The 22,457-nt window shown below is 60.8% G+C and carries 22 protein-coding genes; 13 read left to right on the plus strand and 9 right to left on the minus strand.

All coding sequences use genetic code 11. The features are described from left to right. Positions 1 to 14: 14 nt before the first annotated feature. Positions 15 to 959 carry a methyltransferase gene (locus tag ACZ9BE_RS11250; RefSeq protein WP_476249412.1) on the plus strand — a complete coding sequence of 315 codons (945 nt, stop codon included), beginning with the start codon at positions 15 to 17 and terminating at the stop codon, positions 957 to 959. Between the two features lie 33 nt (positions 960 to 992). Here ACZ9BE_RS11250 and ACZ9BE_RS11255 read toward each other — a convergent pair whose 3' ends face one another. After that, positions 993 to 1,427 carry a hypothetical protein gene (locus tag ACZ9BE_RS11255; RefSeq protein WP_056785950.1) on the minus strand — a complete coding sequence of 145 codons (435 nt, stop codon included), beginning with the start codon at positions 1,425 to 1,427 and terminating at the stop codon, positions 993 to 995. A gap of 309 nt (positions 1,428 to 1,736) precedes the next feature. Here ACZ9BE_RS11255 and lpxO point away from each other — a divergent pair, with 309 nt between their 5' ends. After that, a complete protein-coding gene (gene lpxO, locus ACZ9BE_RS11260; RefSeq protein ID WP_150635344.1) occupies positions 1,737 to 2,636 on the plus strand; it encodes a lipid A hydroxylase LpxO in 900 nt (299 codons plus the stop codon). 131 nt (positions 2,637 to 2,767) lie between these two features. On the opposite strand, the gene ku is transcribed toward lpxO, so the two are convergent. Further along, the gene (gene ku / locus ACZ9BE_RS11265; RefSeq protein ID WP_073474486.1) at positions 2,768 to 3,634 is read right to left on the minus strand and encodes a non-homologous end joining protein Ku; all 867 of its coding nucleotides are present in this window, start codon (positions 3,632 to 3,634) and stop codon (positions 2,768 to 2,770) included. Between the two features lie 188 nt (positions 3,635 to 3,822). Between ku and ACZ9BE_RS11270 the strand changes: the two genes are divergently transcribed. From ACZ9BE_RS11270 to nudC, 4 genes are all read left to right on the plus strand, one after another. Then, positions 3,823 to 4,143 carry a hypothetical protein gene (locus ACZ9BE_RS11270; RefSeq protein ID WP_476249413.1) on the plus strand — a complete coding sequence of 107 codons (321 nt, stop codon included), beginning with the start codon at positions 3,823 to 3,825 and terminating at the stop codon, positions 4,141 to 4,143. Positions 4,144 to 4,195: 52 nt separating this feature from the next. Beyond that, positions 4,196 to 5,341, plus strand: a complete 1,146-nt coding sequence (locus ACZ9BE_RS11275; RefSeq protein ID WP_016774703.1) for a PQQ-dependent sugar dehydrogenase — start codon at positions 4,196 to 4,198, stop codon at positions 5,339 to 5,341. 205 nt (positions 5,342 to 5,546) lie between these two features. Next, a complete protein-coding gene (locus ACZ9BE_RS11280) occupies positions 5,547 to 6,359 on the plus strand; it encodes a crotonase/enoyl-CoA hydratase family protein (protein ID WP_476249414.1) in 813 nt (270 codons plus the stop codon). A gap of 7 nt (positions 6,360 to 6,366) precedes the next feature. Then, positions 6,367 to 7,197: an NAD(+) diphosphatase gene (gene nudC, locus ACZ9BE_RS11285; protein ID WP_236168839.1), complete on the plus strand. Its 831-nt coding sequence runs from the start codon at positions 6,367 to 6,369 to the stop codon at positions 7,195 to 7,197. Here nudC and ACZ9BE_RS11290 read toward each other — a convergent pair. The 3 genes from ACZ9BE_RS11290 to ACZ9BE_RS11300 all read right to left on the minus strand — a co-directional run bounded on the left by ACZ9BE_RS11290 (position 7,165) and on the right by ACZ9BE_RS11300 (position 9,294). Beyond that, positions 7,165 to 7,944: a TSUP family transporter gene (locus ACZ9BE_RS11290; protein ID WP_095180001.1), complete on the minus strand. Its 780-nt coding sequence runs from the start codon at positions 7,942 to 7,944 to the stop codon at positions 7,165 to 7,167. The genes nudC and ACZ9BE_RS11290 overlap by 33 nt on opposite strands. 252 nt (positions 7,945 to 8,196) lie before the next feature. Beyond that, positions 8,197 to 8,676, minus strand: coding sequence for a nuclear transport factor 2 family protein (locus tag ACZ9BE_RS11295; RefSeq protein WP_016774707.1), 480 nt, complete (start codon positions 8,674 to 8,676; stop codon positions 8,197 to 8,199). 54 nt (positions 8,677 to 8,730) lie between these two features. After that, on the minus strand, positions 8,731 to 9,294 hold the full coding sequence (locus ACZ9BE_RS11300; RefSeq protein ID WP_460062419.1) for a TetR/AcrR family transcriptional regulator: 564 nt from the start codon (positions 9,292 to 9,294) through the stop codon (positions 8,731 to 8,733). A gap of 215 nt (positions 9,295 to 9,509) precedes the next feature. Between ACZ9BE_RS11300 and pssA the strand changes: the two genes are divergently transcribed. Continuing rightward, positions 9,510 to 10,853, plus strand: coding sequence for a CDP-diacylglycerol--serine O-phosphatidyltransferase (pssA, locus tag ACZ9BE_RS11305; protein ID WP_056785963.1), 1,344 nt, complete (start codon positions 9,510 to 9,512; stop codon positions 10,851 to 10,853). 105 nt (positions 10,854 to 10,958) lie between these two features. Here the strand turns inward: pssA and efeO (ACZ9BE_RS11310) are convergent, their stop codons facing one another. From efeO (ACZ9BE_RS11310) to efeU, 4 genes are read right to left on the minus strand one after another with little or no spacing between them, the layout of a single operon-like run. Further along, the gene (gene efeO / locus ACZ9BE_RS11310; RefSeq protein ID WP_252867591.1) at positions 10,959 to 11,783 is read right to left on the minus strand and encodes an iron uptake system protein EfeO; all 825 of its coding nucleotides are present in this window, start codon (positions 11,781 to 11,783) and stop codon (positions 10,959 to 10,961) included. A gap of 26 nt (positions 11,784 to 11,809) precedes the next feature. Beyond that, entirely contained in the window at positions 11,810 to 13,108 is a 1,299-nt protein-coding gene (gene efeB, locus ACZ9BE_RS11315) for an iron uptake transporter deferrochelatase/peroxidase subunit (RefSeq protein WP_476249415.1), read from the minus strand. Positions 13,109 to 13,125: 17 nt separating this feature from the next. Next, the gene (gene efeO, locus ACZ9BE_RS11320; RefSeq protein WP_476249416.1) at positions 13,126 to 14,310 is read right to left on the minus strand and encodes an iron uptake system protein EfeO; all 1,185 of its coding nucleotides are present in this window, start codon (positions 14,308 to 14,310) and stop codon (positions 13,126 to 13,128) included. A gap of 8 nt (positions 14,311 to 14,318) precedes the next feature. Continuing rightward, on the minus strand, positions 14,319 to 15,158 hold the full coding sequence (gene efeU, locus ACZ9BE_RS11325; RefSeq protein WP_406229117.1) for an iron uptake transporter permease EfeU: 840 nt from the start codon (positions 15,156 to 15,158) through the stop codon (positions 14,319 to 14,321). Between the two features lie 272 nt (positions 15,159 to 15,430). Between efeU and ACZ9BE_RS11330 the strand changes: the two genes are divergently transcribed. From ACZ9BE_RS11330 to ACZ9BE_RS11355, 6 genes are all read left to right on the plus strand, one after another. After that, positions 15,431 to 16,447 (plus strand): AraC family transcriptional regulator, encoded by a 1,017-nt coding sequence (locus ACZ9BE_RS11330; RefSeq protein ID WP_476249417.1) that lies wholly within the window; start codon positions 15,431 to 15,433, stop codon positions 16,445 to 16,447. 291 nt (positions 16,448 to 16,738) lie between these two features. After that, a complete protein-coding gene (locus ACZ9BE_RS11335) occupies positions 16,739 to 18,403 on the plus strand; it encodes an AMP-binding protein (protein WP_476249418.1) in 1,665 nt (554 codons plus the stop codon). Positions 18,404 to 18,421: 18 nt separating this feature from the next. Further along, a complete protein-coding gene (locus ACZ9BE_RS11340) occupies positions 18,422 to 19,183 on the plus strand; it encodes an SDR family NAD(P)-dependent oxidoreductase (protein ID WP_041480381.1) in 762 nt (253 codons plus the stop codon). A 12-nt stretch (positions 19,184 to 19,195) separates the two neighbouring features. Next, positions 19,196 to 20,389 (plus strand): acetyl-CoA C-acyltransferase, encoded by a 1,194-nt coding sequence (locus tag ACZ9BE_RS11345; protein WP_476249419.1) that lies wholly within the window; start codon positions 19,196 to 19,198, stop codon positions 20,387 to 20,389. 142 nt (positions 20,390 to 20,531) lie between these two features. Then, positions 20,532 to 21,659: an acyl-CoA dehydrogenase gene (locus tag ACZ9BE_RS11350; protein WP_476249420.1), complete on the plus strand. Its 1,128-nt coding sequence runs from the start codon at positions 20,532 to 20,534 to the stop codon at positions 21,657 to 21,659. Positions 21,660 to 21,674: 15 nt separating this feature from the next. Next, positions 21,675 to 22,448, plus strand: coding sequence for an enoyl-CoA hydratase (locus ACZ9BE_RS11355; protein ID WP_016774718.1), 774 nt, complete (start codon positions 21,675 to 21,677; stop codon positions 22,446 to 22,448). Positions 22,449 to 22,457: the final 9 nt, after the last annotated feature.

Raw genomic sequence — 22,457 nt, forward strand, 5'->3', positions numbered from 1 at the left:
AACAAGGAGGCTTCATGTCGGCACAAGAAACATCGGACAGAGCGCTGTTCGAGTTGGGCAAGCGCCTGCTCGACAGCGGTTATCACTTCATTACCCCAACGCCGTTGACCCACGAACGTTTTCTGCAGCGCTTTGCCACGCCGCTGGCGAAGGATCTGCGTGACGTGTTCGGTTGGTCCATGCCGTTCCCTTCCGAGCTGTTCAGCGCAGACGAACTGGCCAGTCTGGAACAGGCTGGTTTAGTTGCACGCGACGGCGCGGTGTGGCGCAGTCAAGTGCGCTGGTCGACGCTCAATGAGCGGTTGTTCGCTCATTCCGCCTTCCCGACAACCGCGAGCGATGCGGTGTTCTTCGGTCCGGATACCTACCGTTTCGCTCAGGCCATCGAAGCGCAGTTGCAGCAGCGCTTTTCGCCGATCAGGCGCGCAGTGGACATCGGCTGCGGCAGCGGCGCCGGGGCGGTGCTCATCGCCAAGGCACGGCCGGATGCCCAAGTGCTGGCGGTGGATATCAATCCGCAGGCGTTGCGCATGAGTGCCGTCAACGCTGAGCTGGCCGGGGCCAACAACGTGTCGGTGTACCACAGCGATCTGCTCGCCAGTGTCGAAGGTCAGTTCGACTTGATTATCGCCAACCCGCCGTACATGAACGACCAGCAACAGCGCGCTTATCGCCACGGCGGTGGGGCGCTGGGCGAGGGCTTGTCGGTGCGGATCGTGCGTGAGGCGTTGCCGCGCCTGGAAGTCGGCGGCACGTTACTTGTGTATACCGGCGTAGCGATCGTTGCCGGGCAGGACCCGTTCCGCGAGGCCGTGGCGCCTCTGCTCAAGGGCGAACGTTTTGGCTGGACTTATCGCGAACTCGATCCGGATGTGTTCAGCGAGGAACTGCTCAAGCCTGAATACGAGCGCGCTGAGCGGATTGCCGTGGTCGCGTTGTCGGTAACCCGCGAGCAGTGACCGATGGTTGGGCCACTGCTTGCGCGGTGGCCTTCAGCGATTTCTGATGCGCGAGATCGTCAGCAGGCAAACCCCTACCAGCATCGCGGCCCCGGCTACCAACAGCGGCGAAGGGCGAATCGGCTGCCGCGAGATACGCTCGATGCGCCCGGTGAGGGAGGCGCGCACCGGCGCAAGAGGTTCCGCCAGATAAGGCGCTTCTTCGATCTCCAGGCGTAAGCCGTCCGGCATCACCAGCGTCAGCCCTTCGATCGTGCCGGCAATTCTGCCCGGATAAACCGGCTCACCGGTCGGGTCGAGCTGGTCGTAGAAAAACATTTGCCCTTCAAGCCAGCCGACGGCGGTCTGCAATTCAGGCCCCAGGTAATACTTTCCATCGAGAAAAAAGCCAGAGAATTGCGGCGCGCGCTCGACGCTTTCAATGCGATAGCGCTGACCTGGTTTCATACCGGTTTGTGGGGCGATCATGGGGGTTCCTCCGTTATTGGTAAGCGATAGAGGAGCGCGTGCCAAGCGTGGTTCCATCGAAATGAGCAACGGGCGTTGCGCCTGTTTGTATGACGCGCAGGCATTACACAAAAGCAGGCAAGACAGTTTTTCACAGTTGAGGGTTCACTATCGGTTACGAACTGTGGCTAAAATGCCACCCTTTCACCGAGCGCCCGGAAACGGCGCGGGCCATGGACGCGCCCTGTGCATCAAGACCGCTGCATAAGACGCTGGGCCTCAGGTCGCCACGCGCGCAGTTTGTTCACTTTTGACGTGTGACCCTTTTCCGTGAAACTCATCATTGCCGCTGTTTATGTCATCTCCATTGCTTACGTTCACTTGCGTGGACGCGTGCGCCACAAGCTGGGGCGGCAACTGAGTGACCACTCGACGTTCCTCGCGCCGATCAACTGCTTCCTCTATCTGTTTTCGAAAATTCCCAACAAGCCGTATCTGAACCCGGCGGACTTTCCCGATCTGAGCCCGTTGCAGGCGCACTGGCAAGAGATTCGCGAGGAGGGCCAGAATCTGTTGCGTGCCGGCGAGATCAAGCGCTCGAATCAGTATGACGATGTCGGCTTCAACTCTTTCTTCAAGACTGGCTGGAAGCGCTTCTACCTCAAGTGGTACGGCGACAGCCATCCATCGGCGATGAAGCTGTGCCCGCGCACCACTGAATTGGTGCAGAGCATCGGCTCAATCAAGGCGGCGATGTTTGCCGAGCTGCCACCGGGCTCGAAGCTGGTGCGCCACCGCGATCCGTACGCCGGTTCCTATCGTTATCACCTGGGTCTGGATACGCCGAATGATCCCGGCTGCTACATCAACGTCGACGGTGAGAACTATCACTGGCGCGATGGCGAAGCGGTGATGTTCGACGAGACGTTTATTCATTACGCCGAAAACACCACGGATCAGAACCGGATCATTCTGTTCTGTGATATTGAGCGGCCGTTGAAGTACCACTGGGCGGCGGCGTTCAACCGCTGGTTCAGCCGCACCGTGATGTCAGCGGCAGGCGCGCCGAATGATGCGGGGGACAAGACCGGTGGTATCAACCGCTTGTTTACCAAGATCTACAAGATCCGTTTGCGCGGCAAAGAGCTGAAGAAGCGCAACCGTACGCGGTATTACCTGGAGAAGTGGGCGATTTTTGCGGCGTTGTTGGCGATCTTTATTCTGATCTGAGACTTGCGGTGTCAGTACCGGCCTCTTCGCGAGCAGGCTCGCTCCCACATTTTGAAATGCGTTCCCCTGTGGGAGCGAGCCTGCTCGCGAAGGCGGCCTCACTTCAAACATACCTCTAGCTGGCCCAACGCTTACTCCCCGGACGCCTTCCGAGTCTTCTTCGCCGGCGCCGCCTTACTGGTTGATTTGGCCTTGGGCTTGGCCGGTGCCTTGCCACCGAGGCTGCGTTTGAGCAGCTCGGTCAAGTCGATAACATCGGCAGTCTTGCGTTCTTCCTCGCCAGTGGTGGTCTCGACGTCCTCGATCTTGCCTTCGTGGGCTTTTTTCTCGACCAGCGCCATGATCTTGTCTTCGAACTCGTCCTTGTAGTCCTCAGGCGACCACTCCGAGGTCATGTCTTCAACCAGACGTTTAGCCATGTCCAGCTCACCCTTGGCCAATTGCGGCTTGGTCACTTCACTGCCCAGCGCCAATTCATCAAGACTGCGCACTTCCTGCGGCCAGCGCAGTTTCACCAGAACCAGCGCCGACTCCAGCGGCATCAACGCGGCCAGGTATTGACGGGTATGCAGGACAACGCGGGCGAGGGCGACCTTGTTGGTTTTGCTCAGGGTTTCGCGCAGCAACGCGTAGACCTTGCCGCCGCGCTTGTCTGGCGCCAAATAGTAGGGCGTATCGATGTTCTGCAGCGGAATCTGCTCGGCGTCGACGAAAGAGAAAATATCGATGGTCTGTGTCGAGACGGGGTGCGCCGAGCGGATTTCTTCCTCGCTGAGCACCACGTAGCGGCCCTTTTCGTAGGCCACGCCTTTGACGATGTTTTCTTTGGTGACTTCCTTGCCGGTGACCTTGTTGATGCGTTTGTAGCCCACCGGGTCCATGCTGCGGCTGTCGAGCCAGTCGAAGTCCACGCCTTGGGACGACGTCGCTGAAACCAGCGCCACGGGGATGTGTACCAGTCCAAAACTGATTGCGCCTTTCCAGATTGCCCGAGCCATGACCTGTCCTCCGAGTGATGATCAGGTGACCCGTGGCGCGGCGAGAAAGTTTCCAGTGATTGCGCGGCTTCCAGCGGTACGGTCAAGCCGTGTTACATGTTGTTTAAGGCGCGAGGGTTAACAAATCCGAACCCACGGCGTAGCGTGGGCTCCAAGGCTCTAGTCCACGCACATCGAGAGGTATTCCCATGAACCGGTTTCTGATTGGCATCGCCGTCCTCGCCTTAAGTGGTGACCTGGTTCATGCCGATGTCGTGCTCGCACAAAGCCCCACCGGGAACAGCAACAATCCCTACAACAGCCCGATCCGCCGGGCCAATCCCAACAGCATGCAGGGCACCCAGCCCAGCGCTCCGCCGCTTCGCGGGCCGAACACCGTTCCCGTGCCACGTCAGCCGACCGTTGAAAATCGCGGCATCGGCAATGGTCAACCGATTCGTTCGGTGCCGAGCAATCCGCCAACCTTCATTCCCAACCCGCCCCCACGGGGCACCGGCAGCAACCGTTGAACGGCAGGACTGATGTTCTGTCAGCCTTTCACACGAACAAAAGGAATCGTGCATGTTGCGTAAAACCCTCCTAGCCACCTGCTGCGCCGCCGCGCTGATCAGTGCCCCGGCGTTCGCCGCCGCGCCCAAAGAGCTGAAAAGCGAGCAGGGCATTCTTGAAGTCACCACCATTGCCCAAGGCCTGGAACATCCCTGGGCACTGGCGTTTCTGCCTGATCAGAAGGGCATGCTGGTGACCGAACGTCCGGGTCATCTGCGCGTTGTGAGCAAGGACGGCAAACTGTCGGAGCCGATCAGTGGCGTGCCGCAAGTCTGGGCCAAAGGGCAGGGCGGTTTGCTTGATGTGGCGCTGTCGCCAGACTTCAAGCAGGATCGCATGGTCTATCTGTCGTATGCCGAAGGCGGTGGTGAGGGCGGCAAGGCTGGTACGGCGGTAGGGCGCGGACGGCTTTCCGATGACCTGAAGACGCTGAAGGACTTCAATGTGATCTTCCGTCAGGAACCGAAGCTGTCAGTGAGCAACCATTTCGGTTCGCGGCTGGTGTTCGATCGCGACGGGTATCTGTTCATCACCCTCGGTGAAAACAACGATCGGCCGACTGCGCAGGACCTCGACAAGTTGCAAGGCAAAGTCGTACGCATCTTCCCGGATGGCAAGGTGCCGGACGATAACCCTTTCGTCGGCCAATCCGGTGTCCGGCCTGAAATCTGGTCCTACGGCCTGCGCAACCCGCAAGGCGCGGCGCTCAATCCGTGGACCGGCACGCTGTGGGAGAACGAGCACGGGCCACGTGGCGGCGACGAAGTGAACATCATCGAACGTGGCAAGAACTACGGCTGGCCGTTGGCGACCCATGGCATCAACTACTCGATGCAGCCGATTCCTGAGGCGAAGGGCAAAACTGCTGAAGGCACCGTGGCGCCGCATCATGTCTGGGAAAAATCCCCCGGGGTTACCGGCATGGCCTTCTATGACGCGGATCGCTTCACGCCGTGGCAGCACAACGCGTTTATCGGCGCACTGGTGACCCAGGAGCTGATTCGCCTGCAGTTCGATGGCGACAAGGTGGTCCATGAGGAGCGTTTGCTGGGTGAGTTGAATCAGCGTATTCGTGACGTACGCCAAGGACCGGATGGCTATCTGTATGTGCTGACGGATGAAGAGAATGGCTCGCTTTACAGGCTGGGGCTGAAATAATTGCGTGCGGTGAATGATCCGACGCCTTCGCGAGCAGGCTCGCTCCCACATTGAAATGCAGTCTCCCTGTGGGAGCGAGCCTGCTCGCGAAGAGGCCCGCGCATCTTGCGCAGACTTCGGGCAGTCCCGCATTTGGCCGAACCGCCGCCCCCTTGCCTTGTTATAGTTCGAGGCTTATTTCCCAGCCCGGTAAAGGATCACTGCCATGACTCAATACTCCGCCTTCAGCGTCGAACTGGCCGACAACATCGCCCATGTGCAGATCAATCGCCCGGAAAAGATCAACGCAATGAACGCGGCGTTCTGGAGCGAAATCGTCGAAATCTTTCAATGGGTTGACGATACCGACGAAGTCCGCGTGGTGGTGCTCAGCGGTAACGGCAAGCATTTTTCATCGGGCATCGACCTGATGATGCTCGCCGGTGTCGCCAATGAACTGGGCAAGGACGTGGGCCGCAATGCGCGCCTGCTGCGGCGCAAGATTCTCAATCTGCAAGCCTCGTTCAACGCCGTCGACAATTGCCGCAAACCGGTGCTTGCTGCCATTCAGGGCTATTGCCTGGGCGGGGCAATCGATCTGATCGCCGCCTGTGACATGCGTTATGCCGCCGAGGACGCGCAATTTTCCATCAAGGAAATTGACATCGGCATGGCCGCTGATGTCGGCACGTTGCAACGGTTGCCGCGAATCATCGGAGACGGCATGCTGCGTGAACTGGCTTACACCGGTCGCACCTTTGGCGCCGAGGAAGCACGCAGCATGGGCCTGGTCAATCGCGTCTACGGCGATAAGGACACGCTGCTCGAAGGCGTGTTCGGCATCGCCCGTGACATCGCTGCGAAGTCGCCGATCGCCGTGACCGGTACCAAGGAAATGATCAGCTACATGCGCGACCATCGCATCGACGATGGTCTTGAATACGTTGCCACCTGGAACGCCGCCATGTTGCAATCCACCGATCTGCGCGTGGCCATGGCCGCCCACATGAGCAAACAGAAACCCGAATTTCTGGATTGAGTTAACCATGATCTCTCGCTGGACCACTGCAGTACTCGACACCGATCAACCCGGCGGCTGGGCCGTAGCGCGCAGCCCCGAAGGCTTCCTGTTCGATGACAACGGCGCACTGTTCCCGCGCGAGTGGCTCAAGCGCCAGGACCTTTCAGTCCTCGCTGAGCACGGGATTGGTCATCTCGACGGCGAACCGGTCTATCTGCTTGAGTTGCACAGCGCCAGCGATGTGCCCGGTTGCGGCTGGAAGGGGCTGCGAGCGTTCATGCTCGAAGGCGATCACACGCTGTACAAAGTGCTCGGTTATGCCGCTCAGATTGGCACTTGGGCACGAGAGCATCGCTTCTGCGGCAACTGCGGCCAGCCGATGACGCAAGTCCCGCGCGAACGAGCGATGTATTGCCAGCCGTGCGATCTGCGCAGTTATCCGCGCATTTCACCAAGCATGATCGTGCTGATCACCCGTGGCGACGAAATCCTTCTGGCGCGCTCGCCGCGTTTCGTCACCGGGGTTTACAGCACGCTGGCCGGTTTCGCCGAGCCGGGGGAATCGGCCGAGGATTGCCTGATTCGCGAAGTGCGTGAAGAAGTGCAGATCGAAGTGAAGAACATCCAGTACATCGGCAGCCAGTGCTGGCCGTTCCCGCACTCGATGATGCTCGGCTTCCATGCCGAATATGCCGGTGGCGAAATTGTCTGTCAGGAAGACGAGATCGAGGACGCCCAGTGGTTCAACGTGCATGACTTGCCGCCGTTGCCGGCGTCGCGTTCAATTGCCCGTTACCTGATCGACGTCTACGTCGCGCGGCGCTTAGGCCACGCTGAACCAGTGCTGCCAGGCTAGGCGCACAGTCAGGCCAAGCACTACGGTGATGAACACTGGACGAATGAATTTGGCCCCGCCGCTGATTGCGGTGCGCGCGCCAAAGAAAGCCCCGACCATCACCGACAGGCCCATGCACAGGCCAATGATCCAGTCGACCTGTCCGGAGAGGATGAACACCGACAGCGCCGCGATGTTGCTGACAAAGTTCATGCTCCGCGCCACGCCGCTGGCCTTGACCAGGTCGATCGGGTACAGCAGCAGACTGCTCACGGTCCAGAATGCGCCCGTGCCGGGGCCGGCCACGCCATCGTAGAAGCCGAGGCTGAAGCCTTGGGTCGATTGCCATTTTTTTTTGATCGGCGCGTCGCTGTCCAGCGGCGCTTTCGGCGTGCCGCCAAACAGCAAATACAGGCCACAGGCGAAAACGATCACCGGCAGCATCTTGTTCAACCACTCGGCCGGCAGGTAATGCGCAACCACCGCGCCAGTGAGCGCGCCGACCAGGGTGCCGACAATCGCGTGGGTCCACTGGCGTGGATGAAACAGTTTGCGTTTGTAGAAGGTGAAGCTGGCGGTCGCCGAACCGAAGGTCGAGCTCAGCTTGTTGGTGCCCAGCACCAGATGCGGCGGCAGGCCCGCCGTCAGCAGCGCCGGCGTGGTCAACAGACCGCCACCGCCAGCGATGGCATCGATGAAACCGGCAAGGAAAGCAACAGCAGCCAGAATGGCCAGGGTGGTGAGGTCAACGCTGAGTTCGAAAGGCATGGAGTCGGCTTATTCGGCAAGGCGCAGAACGTGGGCTGCGGGGAGGGCGGTTATGTTACCTGTATCGAACTGTTGCGGCGAGCCAGAGCATGCCGTCGTCAATTACAGTCTGGAATACATTCCTGTGTAGGAGCTGCCGAAGGCTGCGATCTTCTCGGGCGCGGAGCGCCCCGGCTGCTGCGCGTGGGAACGATCAAATCAAGATCAAAAGATCGCAGCCTTCGGCAGCTCCTACACAGGGGTGGGTTGGCTTTAGAGACCGAGTTCACTCAGCCCCGGATGATCATCCGGCCGGCGGCCCAGCGGCCAGTGGAATTTGCGCTCGCTTTCCTTGATCGGCATGTCGTTGATGCAGGCATAGCGCTGGAACATCAGGCCGTTGTCATCGAACTCCCAGTTCTCGTTGCCGTACGAGCGGAACCAGTTGCCCGAATCGTCGTGCCATTCATAGGCATAACGCACCGCGATACGCGTATCGGAGTAGGCCCAGAGTTCTTTGATCAAGCGATAATCCAGTTCCTTCGCCCATTTGCGCGTCAGAAACGCCTTGGCCTCTTCGCGGTTGTTGGCAAACTCGGCGCGATTGCGCCATTTGGTGTCGAGGGTATAGGCGAGCGAAACCTTTTCCGGATCGCGGCTGTTCCAGCCATCCTCGGCCAGACGCACCTTCTCGATGGCTGACGCATGGTTGAACGGGGGCAATGGCGGACGTACCTGGGCTGCAGTCGACATGTTCAATCTCCTGATTCATTTAATGTTTGAACAACAAGTCCGGCTTGCTAAGAGTTACAGGCCCAATAACTTTCGCGCCATGCATTGCGCATTATCGGCGGCACTGTGATCACCCATCACAAGCGCTATGGTAATGGCGCCTTCAATCAGGATCAGCAACTGTCTGGCCAATAGTTGCGGATCCTCGGCACCATATTCGGTACATAGCTCGCACACGTAGTCGAGCAGCTTCTGTTTGTGTTCTTTGGCCACCAGCCGCACTGGATCCTGTGGATCACCGGTTTCGCCGCTGGTGTTGATGAAGGCGCAGCCGCGAAAGCCTTCCGAGTCGAACCAGCCCTTGAGCACGGTAAACAGGTTGAGCAGACGATCGGCCGGGGTTTCGACCTGATCGACGGCACTTGTGAACCAGTGCATCCAGCGAATATCCCGCCGTTGCAGGGCTGCGACCACCAAGGCGTCCTTATCGGCAAAGTAACGGTAAATGCTTTTTCTGGAGACGCCGGCGGTCTTCACCAGCAGATCCATGCTGGTGGCAGCGATGCCACTTTTGTAGATCAACTTTTCGGTGACATCCAGAATGATGTCGCGTGTGTCATTGCTGATTGATTCGTTCATATGGCGAACAGTAGAACGACTGTTCTCCTTGGTCAAGCGAATTTCTTCGGCGTGTGTGAAAACGCTTTCGCGAGCAGGCTCGCTCCCACAGGGGAATGCATTTTAACGGTGGGAGCGAGCCTGCTCGCGAAGGGGCCATTACTGACACTGACAAGACCCGGCGCAGACGATGGTGTAAGCTCTCAAACTCTTCGGAATCGAACCTTGCGAGCCTTATGCCGTTGCTTTTCAAACGTTCTCTGCTGCCCAAACTGCGCAGCTTCGCGCTGACCGCCGAGGCGGTGAGCATTCTGTCCAGTGCTGCCGAATTCCGACGCTGCCTGCTCGAGCAAATCGCCGCAGCGACGCAGCGCATCTACATCGTCGCGCTGTATCTGCAGCAGGACGAAGCCGGTCAGGAAATCCTCGATGCCCTGCACGCAGCCAAGCTCAAGCGTCCCGAGCTGGAAATCGCCGTGGTGGTCGACTGGTTGCGTGCCCAGCGCGGTCTGATCGGCGCGGGCAAGCAGCCGGGCAACGCCGCCTGGTATCAGGACATGACCCGCACGCACCAGAGCGAAGTGCCGATCTACGGCGTGCCGGTGCAGACCCGCGAGCTGTTCGGCGTGCTGCACCTCAAAGGTTTCGTGATCGACGACAAGGTGGTCTACAGCGGCGCGAGTCTGAACAACGTCTACCTGCACAAACTCGACAAGTACCGCTTCGACCGCTACCACGTGCTGCACAGTCGCGAGCTGGCGGATTCGATGCATCATCTGGTCAAGCACGGCCTGATCGAATCGAAAGCCGTGCACCGCCTCGACCTGCCCAACCTGCCGACTACCCGCAGCCTGCGCAACGACATCGGCGACCTGCGCAGCCGTCTCAAGTACGCGACTTACGACACCGGGGCCGGCAGCACAAGTAAAGAAGGGCTGTCGGTCACGCCACTGCTCGGCGTCGGCAAGAACAACCCGCTGAACCGGGCGATTCTCGAACTGATCGCCAGCGCGCAAAAGCAGCTGACCATCTGCACGCCGTACTTCAACCTGCCCCTGGGCGTGATCCGTGAGATCAACCGCGCGCTGGCCCGTGGCGTGAAGATCGACATCGTGGTTGGCGACAAGACCGCCAACGATTTCTACATTCCGCCGAGCGAGCCGTTCAAGGTGATCGCCGCGCTGCCGTATCTATACGAAATCAGCCTGCGCCGCTTCGCCAAACGCCATCAGCACAGCATCGACAGCGGCCAGTTGAACCTGCACTTGTGGCGCGACGGTGACAACACCTATCACCTCAAGGGCATGTGGATCGATCAGCGCTACACCTTGCTGACTGGCAACAACCTCAATCCGCGCGCGTTTCGCCTCGATTTGGAAAACGCGCTGCTGATTGAAGACCCGAAAGGCGAGTGGCTGGAGCCACGGGCGAAAGAGCTGGAAAACATCTTCCGCCATACCACGCGGATCGATAACTTCCAGTCGCTTGAAACGCTGCCGGATTACCCGGCAGGGGTGGCGAAGTTTCTCAAGCGGGTGAGTCGGGTGAGGATTGAGCGGTTGCTCTACAGGATTCTCTAGCGCGTCCGGAAGTGCTTTCGCGAGCAGGCTCGCTCCCACAGGGAAATGCATTCCAACTGTGGGAGCGAGCCTGCTCGCGAAGGGGCCAGACCAGAGGCTAAAAAATCAGTTCAGACCCAACTTCCCGCGCATCATCGAAAGATCCTCCGCCAGCGTATTCACCGGCCCGACCAGCGCTTTGCGGTCGTTGTCCTTGACCTTGTCATAGGTCTCAAACCCGCCATCCGCCGTTTTGTACTTGGCGAGGATCTTGTCGACCGTAGCGAAGTTCTTGTCGACCTTGGCAACAAACGCCTTGTCCTGCTGTTCGATCTGCGGGCGGAACAGATCAACGATCTTCTTCGCCCCGTCGATATTGCCTTGGAAGTCGTACAGGTCGGTGTGGCTGTAGCGATCTTCCTCGCCGGAAATCTTCGTCGCCGCGACTTCTTCCAACAGCGCAGCAGCGCCGCCGACGACCTTCTCTGGCGGGAAGGTCAGACCGGCCACACGGGTTTGCAGGTCCTGCACGTCTTTGTTCAAACCGTCGGCCAATGCATCCAGGCCCTTAGTGGACTTCTCCGCGAACAACGAATATTCGATCCGGTGAAAGCCAGTGAAGTCCTCGGCCTTAACGCCTTTTTCGTGATCGTCAACGCGAGAATCGATGGACGCATCGAGATCGCTGAACAGCTCGGCAATCGGCTCGATCGACTCGTAATACACCCGCGTCGGCGCGTAGAGCTTCTGCGCGGTGGCGAGATCGCCTTTCTTCACCGCGTCGGTGAACTGCTGGGTGTGGCTGGCCAGCTCATCGAGTTTCTCGGTGACGTAAATCTTGTAGTCCGACACCGGCCCCACCAGATCCAGCGGCGCGGTCGCGGCGAACGCCGCCAGCGGGGTGTTGAGCAAACCAAGGGTCAGCAATAACGCGAGTGGCGTCTTTTTCATGGGGCGGCTCCAGTGTCGGTTGGGTGTCATGCGGTTTTGTTTTGGGAGGTGGCAGCGAGTAACGAGCGACCGATGAAATCGTCATCGCCGGTAGCGCCGGGCAGGGTGAAGAAGTAACCGCCGCCGACCGGTTTGAGGTATTCCTCGAGCGGTTCACCGTTGAGGCGGGTCTGCACGGTGATGAAGCCTTGTTCCAGGTCAGCCTGGTAACAGATGAACAGCAGGCCCATGTCGAGCTGGCCGTTCTTGTTGACGCCGTTGGAGTAGTTGAATGGCCGGCGCAGGATCAGATTGGCCTGGGTCGCGGCGGTGCGCGGATTGGCCAGGCGGATGTGCGCGTCGAGCCTGGTCAGCTTGCCGGCGGGGTCTTTGCTGTAATCCGGCACTTCGCTTTCGCTGTGGCCGCCGACGGGCGCGCCGCTGCTCTTGACCCGGCCGAGAATGCTTTCCTGCTCCTGCAACGGCGTGCGATCCCAGCGTTCGACGAAGTTGCGGATGATGCGCACCGCTTGATAGCTGCCGTGGGCAGCCCAGGCCGGTTCGTCACCGTCCGGCTGTACCCAGACAATCCGCTCCATGGCCTTGGCGTCGTTGGAATCGGGGTTGGCCGAGCCATCGCGAAAGCCGAGAAAGTTGCGCGCCGACTGCGCCGGCACACCGGGTTTGGCCGGGGCTTGCGGCGGCACGCTGCCTTCCTGTTTCCAGCGCACCAGCAGCAGGTCGGGCAGGTTCTTGACGATGTCGCGCAGGGCGTGAATGTTGGTGTCGGCGGTGTTGGCGCAGAACTGCAGGCTCAGATCGCCATGGCAGCAATCGGCGTCCAACGCATCGTTGGGGAAGCCAACCATGCGTTGCAGACGCTTGGGCTTCGACGCTGCCAGACCGAAGCGTTCGTCGAACAGCGAGTCGCCGACGGAAACGGTGATGGTCAGGTTGTCCGGGGTGACCACCGGGCCGAGGATGCCGGAGTCCAGCGGCGGCAGTTTCGGGTCGACCTGCGCGACCGGGCCGCCCTTCATCAAAAACGCGATGCGTTCGTTGAGAGTGCGGAACAGCCGCTCGAGGTCTTCGCGATCGCTGGCCAGCACATCGAACGCCACCAGCATCCCGGAGGCCGGGCGCGGGGTGACGATGCCGGCCTGGTGCACACCGTGAAAATCGTGGCGGTCTTCGGTCTTGTCGCTGCTCGGCGCTTCGGTAACTTGCGCAGGCAGCGCGGCCATGGCCGGGCAGCTCAGCGCCGATCCGGCAAGGGCGACACCGGCGGCGCCCATGCCCATCAGCACGCGGCGCCGTTGCAGGTTGAGAGGTTCTGAATCGTTCATCTGTCGTGGTCTTCTGCTTACAGGCCGGAAAGGCCGAGGGCGGGGTCGATGCCATCCAGTGCCGTGGCCAGAGCCTTGGCTTTGGCGGCGATCTGCTGGCGTTGCGCGACGGTCACGGCGTCGTAACTGACGTAGCCATCGGCGGATTTGAACGCGTTGAGCTGGCTGTCGAAGTCACTCATGGCCTGGTCGACATTCGCCAACACGTCAGCGGAGGATTTGCTCAGCATCGGGCGCAACAGGTCGACGACCTTGCGCGCGGTCTGCGCGTTGGCGGCGAAACCGTTGAGGTCGCTGTGGCTGTAGCGTTCTTCTTCGCCGCTGCCGGCGCGCACATCGGCGAGGCTGTTGAGGTTGCGCACGACGATACTCACCAGTTGCTCCGGCGGCAGCGACTGCGCGAGCAACTGTTGCTTGAGGGTGGTGACGTCAGCGAGCAAGCGCTGGGCAATCGGCGCAACGTTGTCGAGATTGCGCTGCTGGAACAGCGCGTATTCGAGGCGATGGAAACCGACGAACGCCGGATCCTGCTCGCGCTTTTCGAAATAATCGGCGCGGGCATTGATCTGATTGTCCAGCTCGGCCAGGCGCTGCGCCGCCGGCGCCAGACGCTGATAGGCAGCACGCGCCGGCAGGTACAACGCTTGCGCCTGCGCCAGATCACCACTGGCGATCGCCTGATTCAGCGCCGTCGCCGCTTTGATCAACGCGCTGCCCTGAACGGCCAGATACACGCGAAATTCCGACAGCGGCCCGACGAACGCCACCATCGAGGGCTTGGCCTTGGCGGCGGCATCGGAAGCGGCCGTCGGTGTGACGTGCAAAGTGCCGCGCGGGTTGCTGAGCAAGCCGCAAGTGATCGCATAGTCGCCCGGTTGCAGGTTGGCGTTGATCACCTGGCTCAGGCCCGGCGCGATGTTTTCCCGCTCTTCGACCACCAGCACGCCGTCGAGAATTTCCCACTCGACCGCCCGCTCGGAGCGGTTGACGATGCGGAAACTGGCGCGGCCGGCGGGCACCGTCAGGGCATTTGGCTCGCAACTGTGCGGATGGATGTTTACGACGATTTCATCGTGGTTGTGCTGACGCTTGGCGGCGGCCATGTTCGAGGCGTACCAGAACAGCCCGCCGGCGGCGACCATCAGCAGCACCGAGCCGGCCAGCGCCCAACGCAGGGCCGGAGGGGTTTGGGTAGTAGACATGAAGGGCCTTATTGGCTGGAAACGGAAGTGGTTGACGGCGCCTGGCGCGGCGCGGGCATGAAGAACATCACCAGCGCCAGCAGCAGATAAATCAGGTACGCGCCAAGAGTGCTGACGGTCGGCGCATCCTGGTAACCGAACATGCCGGCCAGCACCGAGCCCAGCGGGCCGTCCATCGGCAGCGTCGCGCTGAAGTCGAACAGCACCGTTTGCAGGTGATTCCACAGCCCGGCTTCATGCAGCGCCTGCACCGAGTTGGCGAGTATTCCGGCGGCGACCACGAGGATGAACAATCCGGTCCACTTGAAGAACGCCGAAAGATTGAGACGCATGCTGCCGCTGTAGATCAGGAAACCGACAATTACCGCCAGGATCAGGCCGAGCAGGGCGCCGATCGGCGCGCCCGGGCCTTCGCTTTGCTGGAACACGGCGAGCAGGAAGAACACCGTCTCCAGGCCTTCGCGAGCGACAGCGAAGAACACCATGGCGATCAGTGCAATCACTTGATGCCTGGAGTGCGTCAGCGCTTGATCCAGCGAGGCTTGCAGCGAGTGCTTGATCGACCGCGCGACCTTGCGCATCCAGAACACCATCGAACTGAGGATGCCCACCGCGACCAGACCGACCACGCCCTCGAACAACTCCTGCTGCTTCTGTGGGAATTCAGCGCTCACCAGCTCCAGGCCACCGCCGACCAGCAGGGCAAGGGCAGCAGCGAGGAAAACGCCGATCCATACCGCTGGCATCCATTGGCCACGGCCGGTCTGCTGCAAATAACTGGCAATGATGCCGACGATAAGCGCGGCCTCGATGCCTTCGCGCAACATGATCAAAAAGGGAACGAGCATTGGCGAGCCACAGCGATTTAGATAGGAGGCTAAGTTGTAACATAATGACACTCATTCCCAAATGGCATTCATTGACATTTAGCTGAACCTTAGCTGAACGACTGTGATTCCTGTGGGAGCGAGCCTGCTCGCGAATGCGGTATGCCTGTGACATTTGTTTATCTGACACACCGCGTTCGCGAGCAGGCTCGCTCCCACATTGGCCCTGCGGTGAAATCAGCAGCTGGGTTAAGATGCCCACCACCGAAAAACAACAAGGTTCACCTCGCTCCATGGCAGAAAAAGACACCATTGCCATTCAACTGGTGCGCGAAGCGTTGCTGCAAAGCTGTGCCCCGGGCGCGGCGACGGATGAGGCGTTGACCAAGGTCGGCATCGATCCGGCTTTGTTAGCGGCCGATGAGGGCAGGGTGCCGGCCTCGCAATACGCCAGACTCTGGCGCCTGCTGGCGCGACGCGGTGATGACGAGTTCTTCGGCATGGACCCGCGCCCGCTCAAATCCGGCAGCCTGGCGTTTTTGTGTCGCAGCGCCATGGCGCAACCGACGCTGGCGGCGGCGCTGGATACCGGTCTGACGTTCCTGTCGCTGATGCTCGAAAAACTGCCGGCGCAACTGGTGCATCAGCAGAGCCTGGCGGAAATCGTCCTGCTCGAAGACGACGCCGAACCGCGCCGCGCCTTCACGTATTTCACTTACTGGATGATCGTGCACGGCGTCGCGTGCTGGCTGGCCGGGCGGCGGATTCCGATTCTGGCGATTGAACTGCGCTGCGCCGAACCGGACTTTACCGACGACTATCGGGTGATGTTTTCGGAAAACCTGCGCTTCGAACGTCCGCGAACACGAATGATCTTTTCCGCTGATTGCCTCGATCTGCCGGTCAAACGCAGTGCCGAAGAACTCAAGCGCTTTCTGGCCCAGGCGCCGGCGAACATTCTGGTCAAATACCGCGACCCCGACAGCCTCGCCAGCCGGATCAAGCAGGATCTGCGGCAAGTGCCCGCCGAGCATTGGCCGGAAACCGAGGCGCTGGCTCAGCAATTTTGTATGTCCGCGTCGACATTACGCCGGCGTCTGGCCGAGGAAGGGCAGACTTATCAGGGGCTGAAAGACAGCGTGCGCAAAGAGCTGGCGATTACCTGGCTGGCGGAGCCTTCGATCAGTTTTGTCGAGATTGCTGCACGGCTGGGCTTTGCTGATGCCAGTTCGTTCTACAAAGCGTTTCGCAAGTGGTCGGGGTCGAACCCGGGGCATTACCGGACGCTGATCCTCAATGAGGTGGTCTGACCCGACGCCTTCGCGAGCAGGCTCGCTCCCACATTTTTGAAATGCGTTCCCCTGTAGGAGCTGCCGAAGGCTGCGATCTTTTGATCTTGTACTTGATGGTAAAAATCAAGATCAAAAGATTGCAGCCTCGTTGCACTCGTCAGCTCCTACAGGGCATGCGGCCGCAACCTCTTGGCCAAACCAGTCAACCACGTTGATAGCTTTGACCATTGCCCCAAGGCCCGCGCGGCGCGACTATCCCTGTGTTGTTTACGGTTCCCAGCCTAATAAAAACACCGAGGGATTCTGGCAATGCGCGATTACTTGTCTGCCACCGAACAGTTCGATTATCAGCACACCGTCGATGCGTCGCTCAGCGGCACGCTGGCGGCACTCAACGCCTGCATTGAATGTTGCGACCGCCATGCCTTGCCCGGGCGTATTGCGTTGTTCTGGGAAGGTCGCGACGGCTCGAGTGCGACTTACACCTTCACTGATCTGCAAGACAAAGCCGCGCGTTTCGCCAATTTCCTCCTCGCCCAGGGCGTGCAGAAGGGCGATAAAGTCGCTGGCCTGCTGCCACGCAACGTCGAATTGCTCATCACCGTGCTCGCCACCTGGCGCATCGGCGCGATGTATCAGCCGCTATTCACCGCATTCGGGCCGAAAGCTCTTGAACATCGCCTGAACAGTTCCGGGGCGAAAGTCGTGGTGACCGATGCGGTCAATCGCCCCAAGCTCAGTGAAGTCAGCGCATGCCCGACCATCGTCACCGTGGCCGGCGCCAGAGGGCAGGGCATCGTTCGCGGTGATTTCAGTTTCTGGGCTGAGCTGGCCAACTATTCCGATGTCTGCGAGCCGGTATTGCTGACCGGTGAAGACCCGTTCCTGCTGATGTTCACCTCGGGCACCACAGGGCCGGCGAAAGCGCTGTCAGTGCCGCTCAAAGCCATCGTCGCCTTCCAGAGTTACACCCGCGATGCGGTGGACCTGCGCCCCGAAGACGCGTTCTGGAACGTCGCCGATCCGGGCTGGGCCTATGGCATCTATTTCGGCGTCACCGGGCCGTTGGCGCTGGGCCACCCGATTACCTTCTACGATGGCCCGTTCACCCTCGAAAGCACCTGCCGGGTGATCAACAAATACGGCATTACCAATCTCACCGGCTCGCCCACTGCCTATCGTTTGCTGATTGCCGGTGGCGAGGAGTTTGCCAGATCGATCAAGGGCAAACTGCGCATCGTCAGCAGCGCCGGTGAGCCGCTGAACCCGGAAGTGATCCGCTGGTTCGCCGACAACCTCGACGTGGTCATCCACGACCATTACGGCCAGACCGAACTGGGCATGGTGCTGTGCAACCACCACGGCCTCGAGCACCCGGTGCATGTCGGCGCCGCTGGTTTCGCTTCGCCGGGCCATCGCATTGTCGTGCTCGATGAGCAGTACAACGAACTCGACGTCGGTCAGCCGGGCATCCTCGCCATCGACCGCCCGCAGTCGCCGATGTGCTGGTTCGGCGGCTACGAAGGTGCGCCGACCAAGGCCTTCGTCGGCAACTACTATCTAAGCGGCGACACCGTGGAGTGGAACCCGGACGGCAGCATCAGCTTCGTCGGCCGCAGTGATGATGTGATCACCACTTCGGGCTACCGCGTCGGCCCGTTCGACGTGGAAAGTGCGCTGATCGAACACCCGGCCGTGGTCGAGGCGGCGGTCGTCGGCAAACCCGACCCGGAACGCACCGAACTGGTCAAAGCCTTTGTCGTGCTGAGCGCGCAGTACCGCGCCGCGCCGGAGTTGGCGGAAGAACTGCGCCAACACGTACGCAAGCGTCTGGCCGCGCATTCGTACCCGCGTGAAATCGAATTTGTCAGCGAGTTGCCCAAAACCCCGAGTGGCAAATTGCAGCGCTTTATCTTGCGCAACCAGGAAATCGCCAAGGCTCAAGAGGCCGCGGCGCACAGAGTTTCAGCTTGAATCCAAGGGAACACCGTCATGCAGATCGAGAACAAGGTTTTTATCGTCACCGGCGGCGCGTCAGGCCTCGGTGCCGCCAGCGCTGAATTGCTGGTCAGTGCCGGCGCCAAAGTCATGCTGGTCGACATGAACGCTGAAGCCGTCGCCGCTCAGGCTCAGCGCCTGGGTGCGCAAAGCGTGGTTGCCGACATCAGCAATGAAGCCGCCGCCGAAGCCGCTGTGCAGGCGACCGTTGCCGCATTTGGCAGCCTCAACGGCCTGATCAACTGCGCCGGCATCGTTCGCGGCGAGAAAATTCTCGGCAAGAACGGCCCGCACGCCCTGAGCAGTTTTGCTCAAGTGATCAACGTCAACCTGATCGGCAGTTTCAACATGCTGCGCCTGGCTGCGGCGGCGATCGCCGAGAGCGAAGCCAATGCTGACGGCGAGCGTGGAGTGATCATCAACACCGCCTCGGTCGCAGCGTTCGACGGCCAGATTGGCCAGGCTGCGTACTCGGCTTCGAAAGGCGCGATCGCCAGCCTGACCCTGCCGGCCGCCCGCGAGCTGGCGCGCTTCGGCATCCGCGTGATGACCATCGCACCGGGCATTTTCGAAACGCCGATGATGGCCGGCATGACCCCGGAAGTGCGCGACTCGCTGGCCGCCGGCGTGCCATTCCCGCCGCGTCTGGGCAAGCCTGCCGAATACGCCGCGCTCGTGCGCCACATCATCGAAAACAGCATGCTCAACGGCGAGGTGATCCGTCTCGACGGCGCCTTGCGCATGGCCGCCAAGTAAGGAGGATTAGTCATGACTATGTCCAATGATCCGATTGTTATCGTCAGCGCTGTCCGCACACCGATGGGCGGTTTTCAGGGCGAGTTGAAAAGCCTCACCGCACCGCAACTCGGCGCGGCGGCGATCAAGGCTGCGGTCGAACGCGCCGGTGTCGCCAGCGACGCGGTTGATGAACTGCTGTTTGGGTGCGTACTGCCCGCCGGCCTCGGTCAGGCGCCGGCACGTCAGGCTGCGCTGGGCGCCGGGCTGGATAAATCGACGCTCTGCACCACGGTGAACAAGATGTGCGGCTCGGGCATGCAGACCACCATCATGGCTCACGACATGCTGCTTGCCGGCAGTGCCGACGTGGTGATCGCCGGCGGTATGGAAAGCATGTCCAACTCGCCGTACCTGCTCGATCGTGCCCGCGCCGGCTATCGCATGGGCCATGGCCGCGTGCTCGATTCGATGTTCCTCGACGGCCTCGAAGACGCCTACGACAAGGGCCGCCTGATGGGCACCTTCGCTGAGGATTGCGCCGAGGCCAACGGCTTCAGCCGCGAGGCGCAGGACGCTTTCGCCATTACCTCGACCACCCGCGCACAACAGGCGATCCAGGACGGCAGCTTCAAGGACGAAATCGTCCCGCTGACTGTGACTGTCGGCAAAGAGCAGGTGGTGATCAGCAATGATGAACAGCCGCCAAAAGCCAAACTCGACAAAGTCGCCTCGCTGAAACCGGCGTTCCGCGAGGGCGGCACGGTCACCGCAGCCAACTCCAGCTCGATTTCCGACGGCGCGGCAGCGCTGGTGCTGATGCGCCAGTCCCACGCGCAGCAACTGGGCCTCAAGCCGCTGGCGGTGATCCATGGGCATGCTGCGTTCGCTGATACACCGGGCCTGTTTCCCACCGCGCCGATTGGCGCGATCAAGAAACTGGTGAACAAGACCGGTTGGGCGCTGGATCAGGTGGATCTGTTTGAAGTTAACGAGGCGTTTGCCGTGGTCGGCATGGCGGCGATGACGCACCTGGAGATTCCCCACGACAAGCTCAATGTGCACGGCGGCGCCTGCGCGCTGGGCCATCCGATCGGTGCGTCGGGAGCGAGGATTCTGGTGACGTTGCTCGCGGCGCTGCGGCAGAAACAACTCAAGCGCGGCATTGCAGCGATCTGCATTGGCGGCGGCGAAGCCACGGCCATGGCTGTGGAATGCGTTTACTGAAGGCATCGCCGATCAACTGTGGGAGCGAGCCTGCTCGCGAAGACGTCGTTTCAGCCGGCACATGCGTGACTGATACACCGCTTTCGCGAGCAGGCTCGCTCCCACAGGGTTCAATGTCGTACTCAGATTTCAAGGACTCACCATGATCCCCAACGAAGACCAGACCCAGATCCGCGACATGGCCCGGCAGTTTGCCGAGGAGCGGCTCAAGCCGTTCGCCGCCGAGTGGGATCGCGAGCACCGTTTCCCCAGCTCAGCCATCGCCGAGATGGCTGAGCTGGGTTTCTTCGGCATGCTCGTGCCGGAGCAGTGGGGCGGCTGTGACACCGGCTACCTCGCGTACGCCATGGCTTTGGAAGAAATCGCCGCCGGCGACGGTGCCTGCTCGACGATCATGAGCGTGCACAACTCGGTCGGTTGCGTGCCGATTCTCAAGTTCGGCAATGACGATCAGCGCGAGCGCTTCCTCAAACCGCTGGCCAGCGGCGCCATGCTCGGCGCCTTCGCGCTGACCGAACCGCAGGCCGGTTCCGATGCCAGCAGCCTGAAAACCCGCGCGCGGCTGGAAGGCGATCACTACGTGCTCAACGGCTGCAAACAGTTCATCACCTCCGGGCAGAACGCCGGCATCGTGATCGTGTTTGCCGTGACCGACCCGAGCGCCGGCAGACGCGGGATCAGCGCGTTTATCGTGCCGACCGACTCGCCAGGCTACAAAGTCGCGCGGGTCGAAGACAAACTCGGCCAGCACGCGTCCGACACCTGCCAGATTCTTTTTGAAGATGTGAAAGTGCCGGTGGCCAATCGGCTGGGCGAGGAGGGCGAGGGCTACAAGATTGCCTTGGCCAACCTTGAAGGCGGCCGCGTCGGTATCGCCTCGCAAGCCGTCGGCATGGCCCGCGCCGCGTTCGAAGCCGCTCGTGATTACGCCCGCGAGCGTGACACCTTCGGCAAGCCGATCATCGAGCATCAGGCCGTGGCGTTCCGCCTGGCGGACATGGCCACGCAAATTGCCGTCGCCCGGCAAATGGTGCATTACGCCGCGGCCTTGCGTGACAGCGGCCAACCGGCGCTGGTCGAAGCGTCGATGGCCAAGCTGTTCGCCTCGGAAATGTCCGAGAAGGTCTGTTCCATGGCCTTGCAAACCCTCGGCGGTTACGGTTACCTCAACGACTTCCCGCTGGAACGCATCTACCGCGACGTGCGCGTCTGCCAGATCTACGAAGGCACCAGCGACATTCAGCGCATGGTCATTTCGCGCAATCTCTGACAAGGAATTTTATTCATGACTTACGAAACGATTCTGCTGGAAACCCGCGACCGCGTCGGCCTGATCACCCTCAACCGGCCGCAGGCGCTGAACGCGCTGAACGCGCAGCTGGTCAGCGAAGTGAACCACGCCCTCGATACGCTGGAAGCCGATGCGCACATTGGCTGCATCGTCCTCACCGGTTCGAAAAAAGCTTTCGCCGCCGGCGCCGACATCAAGGAAATGGCTGAGCTGACCTATCCGCAGATCTACATGGACGATCTGTTCAGCGACAGCGATCGCGTGGCCAACCGCCGCAAGCCGATTATCGCCGCGGTCAATGGTTTTGCCCTCGGCGGCGGTTGTGAACTGGCGCTGATGTGCGACTTCATCCTGGCTGGCGACAACGCCAGATTCGGCCAGCCGGAAATCAACCTCGGCGTGCTGCCGGGCATGGGCGGCACCCAGCGCCTGACCCGCGCGGTGGGCAAAGCCAAGGCCATGGAAATGTGCCTGAGCGGGCGCATGATCGACGCGGTGGAAGCCGAGCGTTGCGGCATCGTCGCGCGCATCGTGCCGAGCGATGAGTTGCTTGATGAGGCGCTGAAAGTCGCGGCGGTGATCGCCGGCAAGTCACTGCCGATTGCGATGATGATCAAGGAGAGCGTGAATCGGGCGTTCGAGGTCAACCTGAGCGAAGGCGTGCGTTTCGAGCGTCGGGTGTTTCATGCCGCGTTTGCGACGCAGGATCAGAAGGAAGGGATGGCGGCGTTTATTGCCAAGCGTGAGGCTGCATTCCAAGGCAAATAGTGTGTGAGC

The organism is Pseudomonas sp. TE9122 (assembly GCF_056278925.1).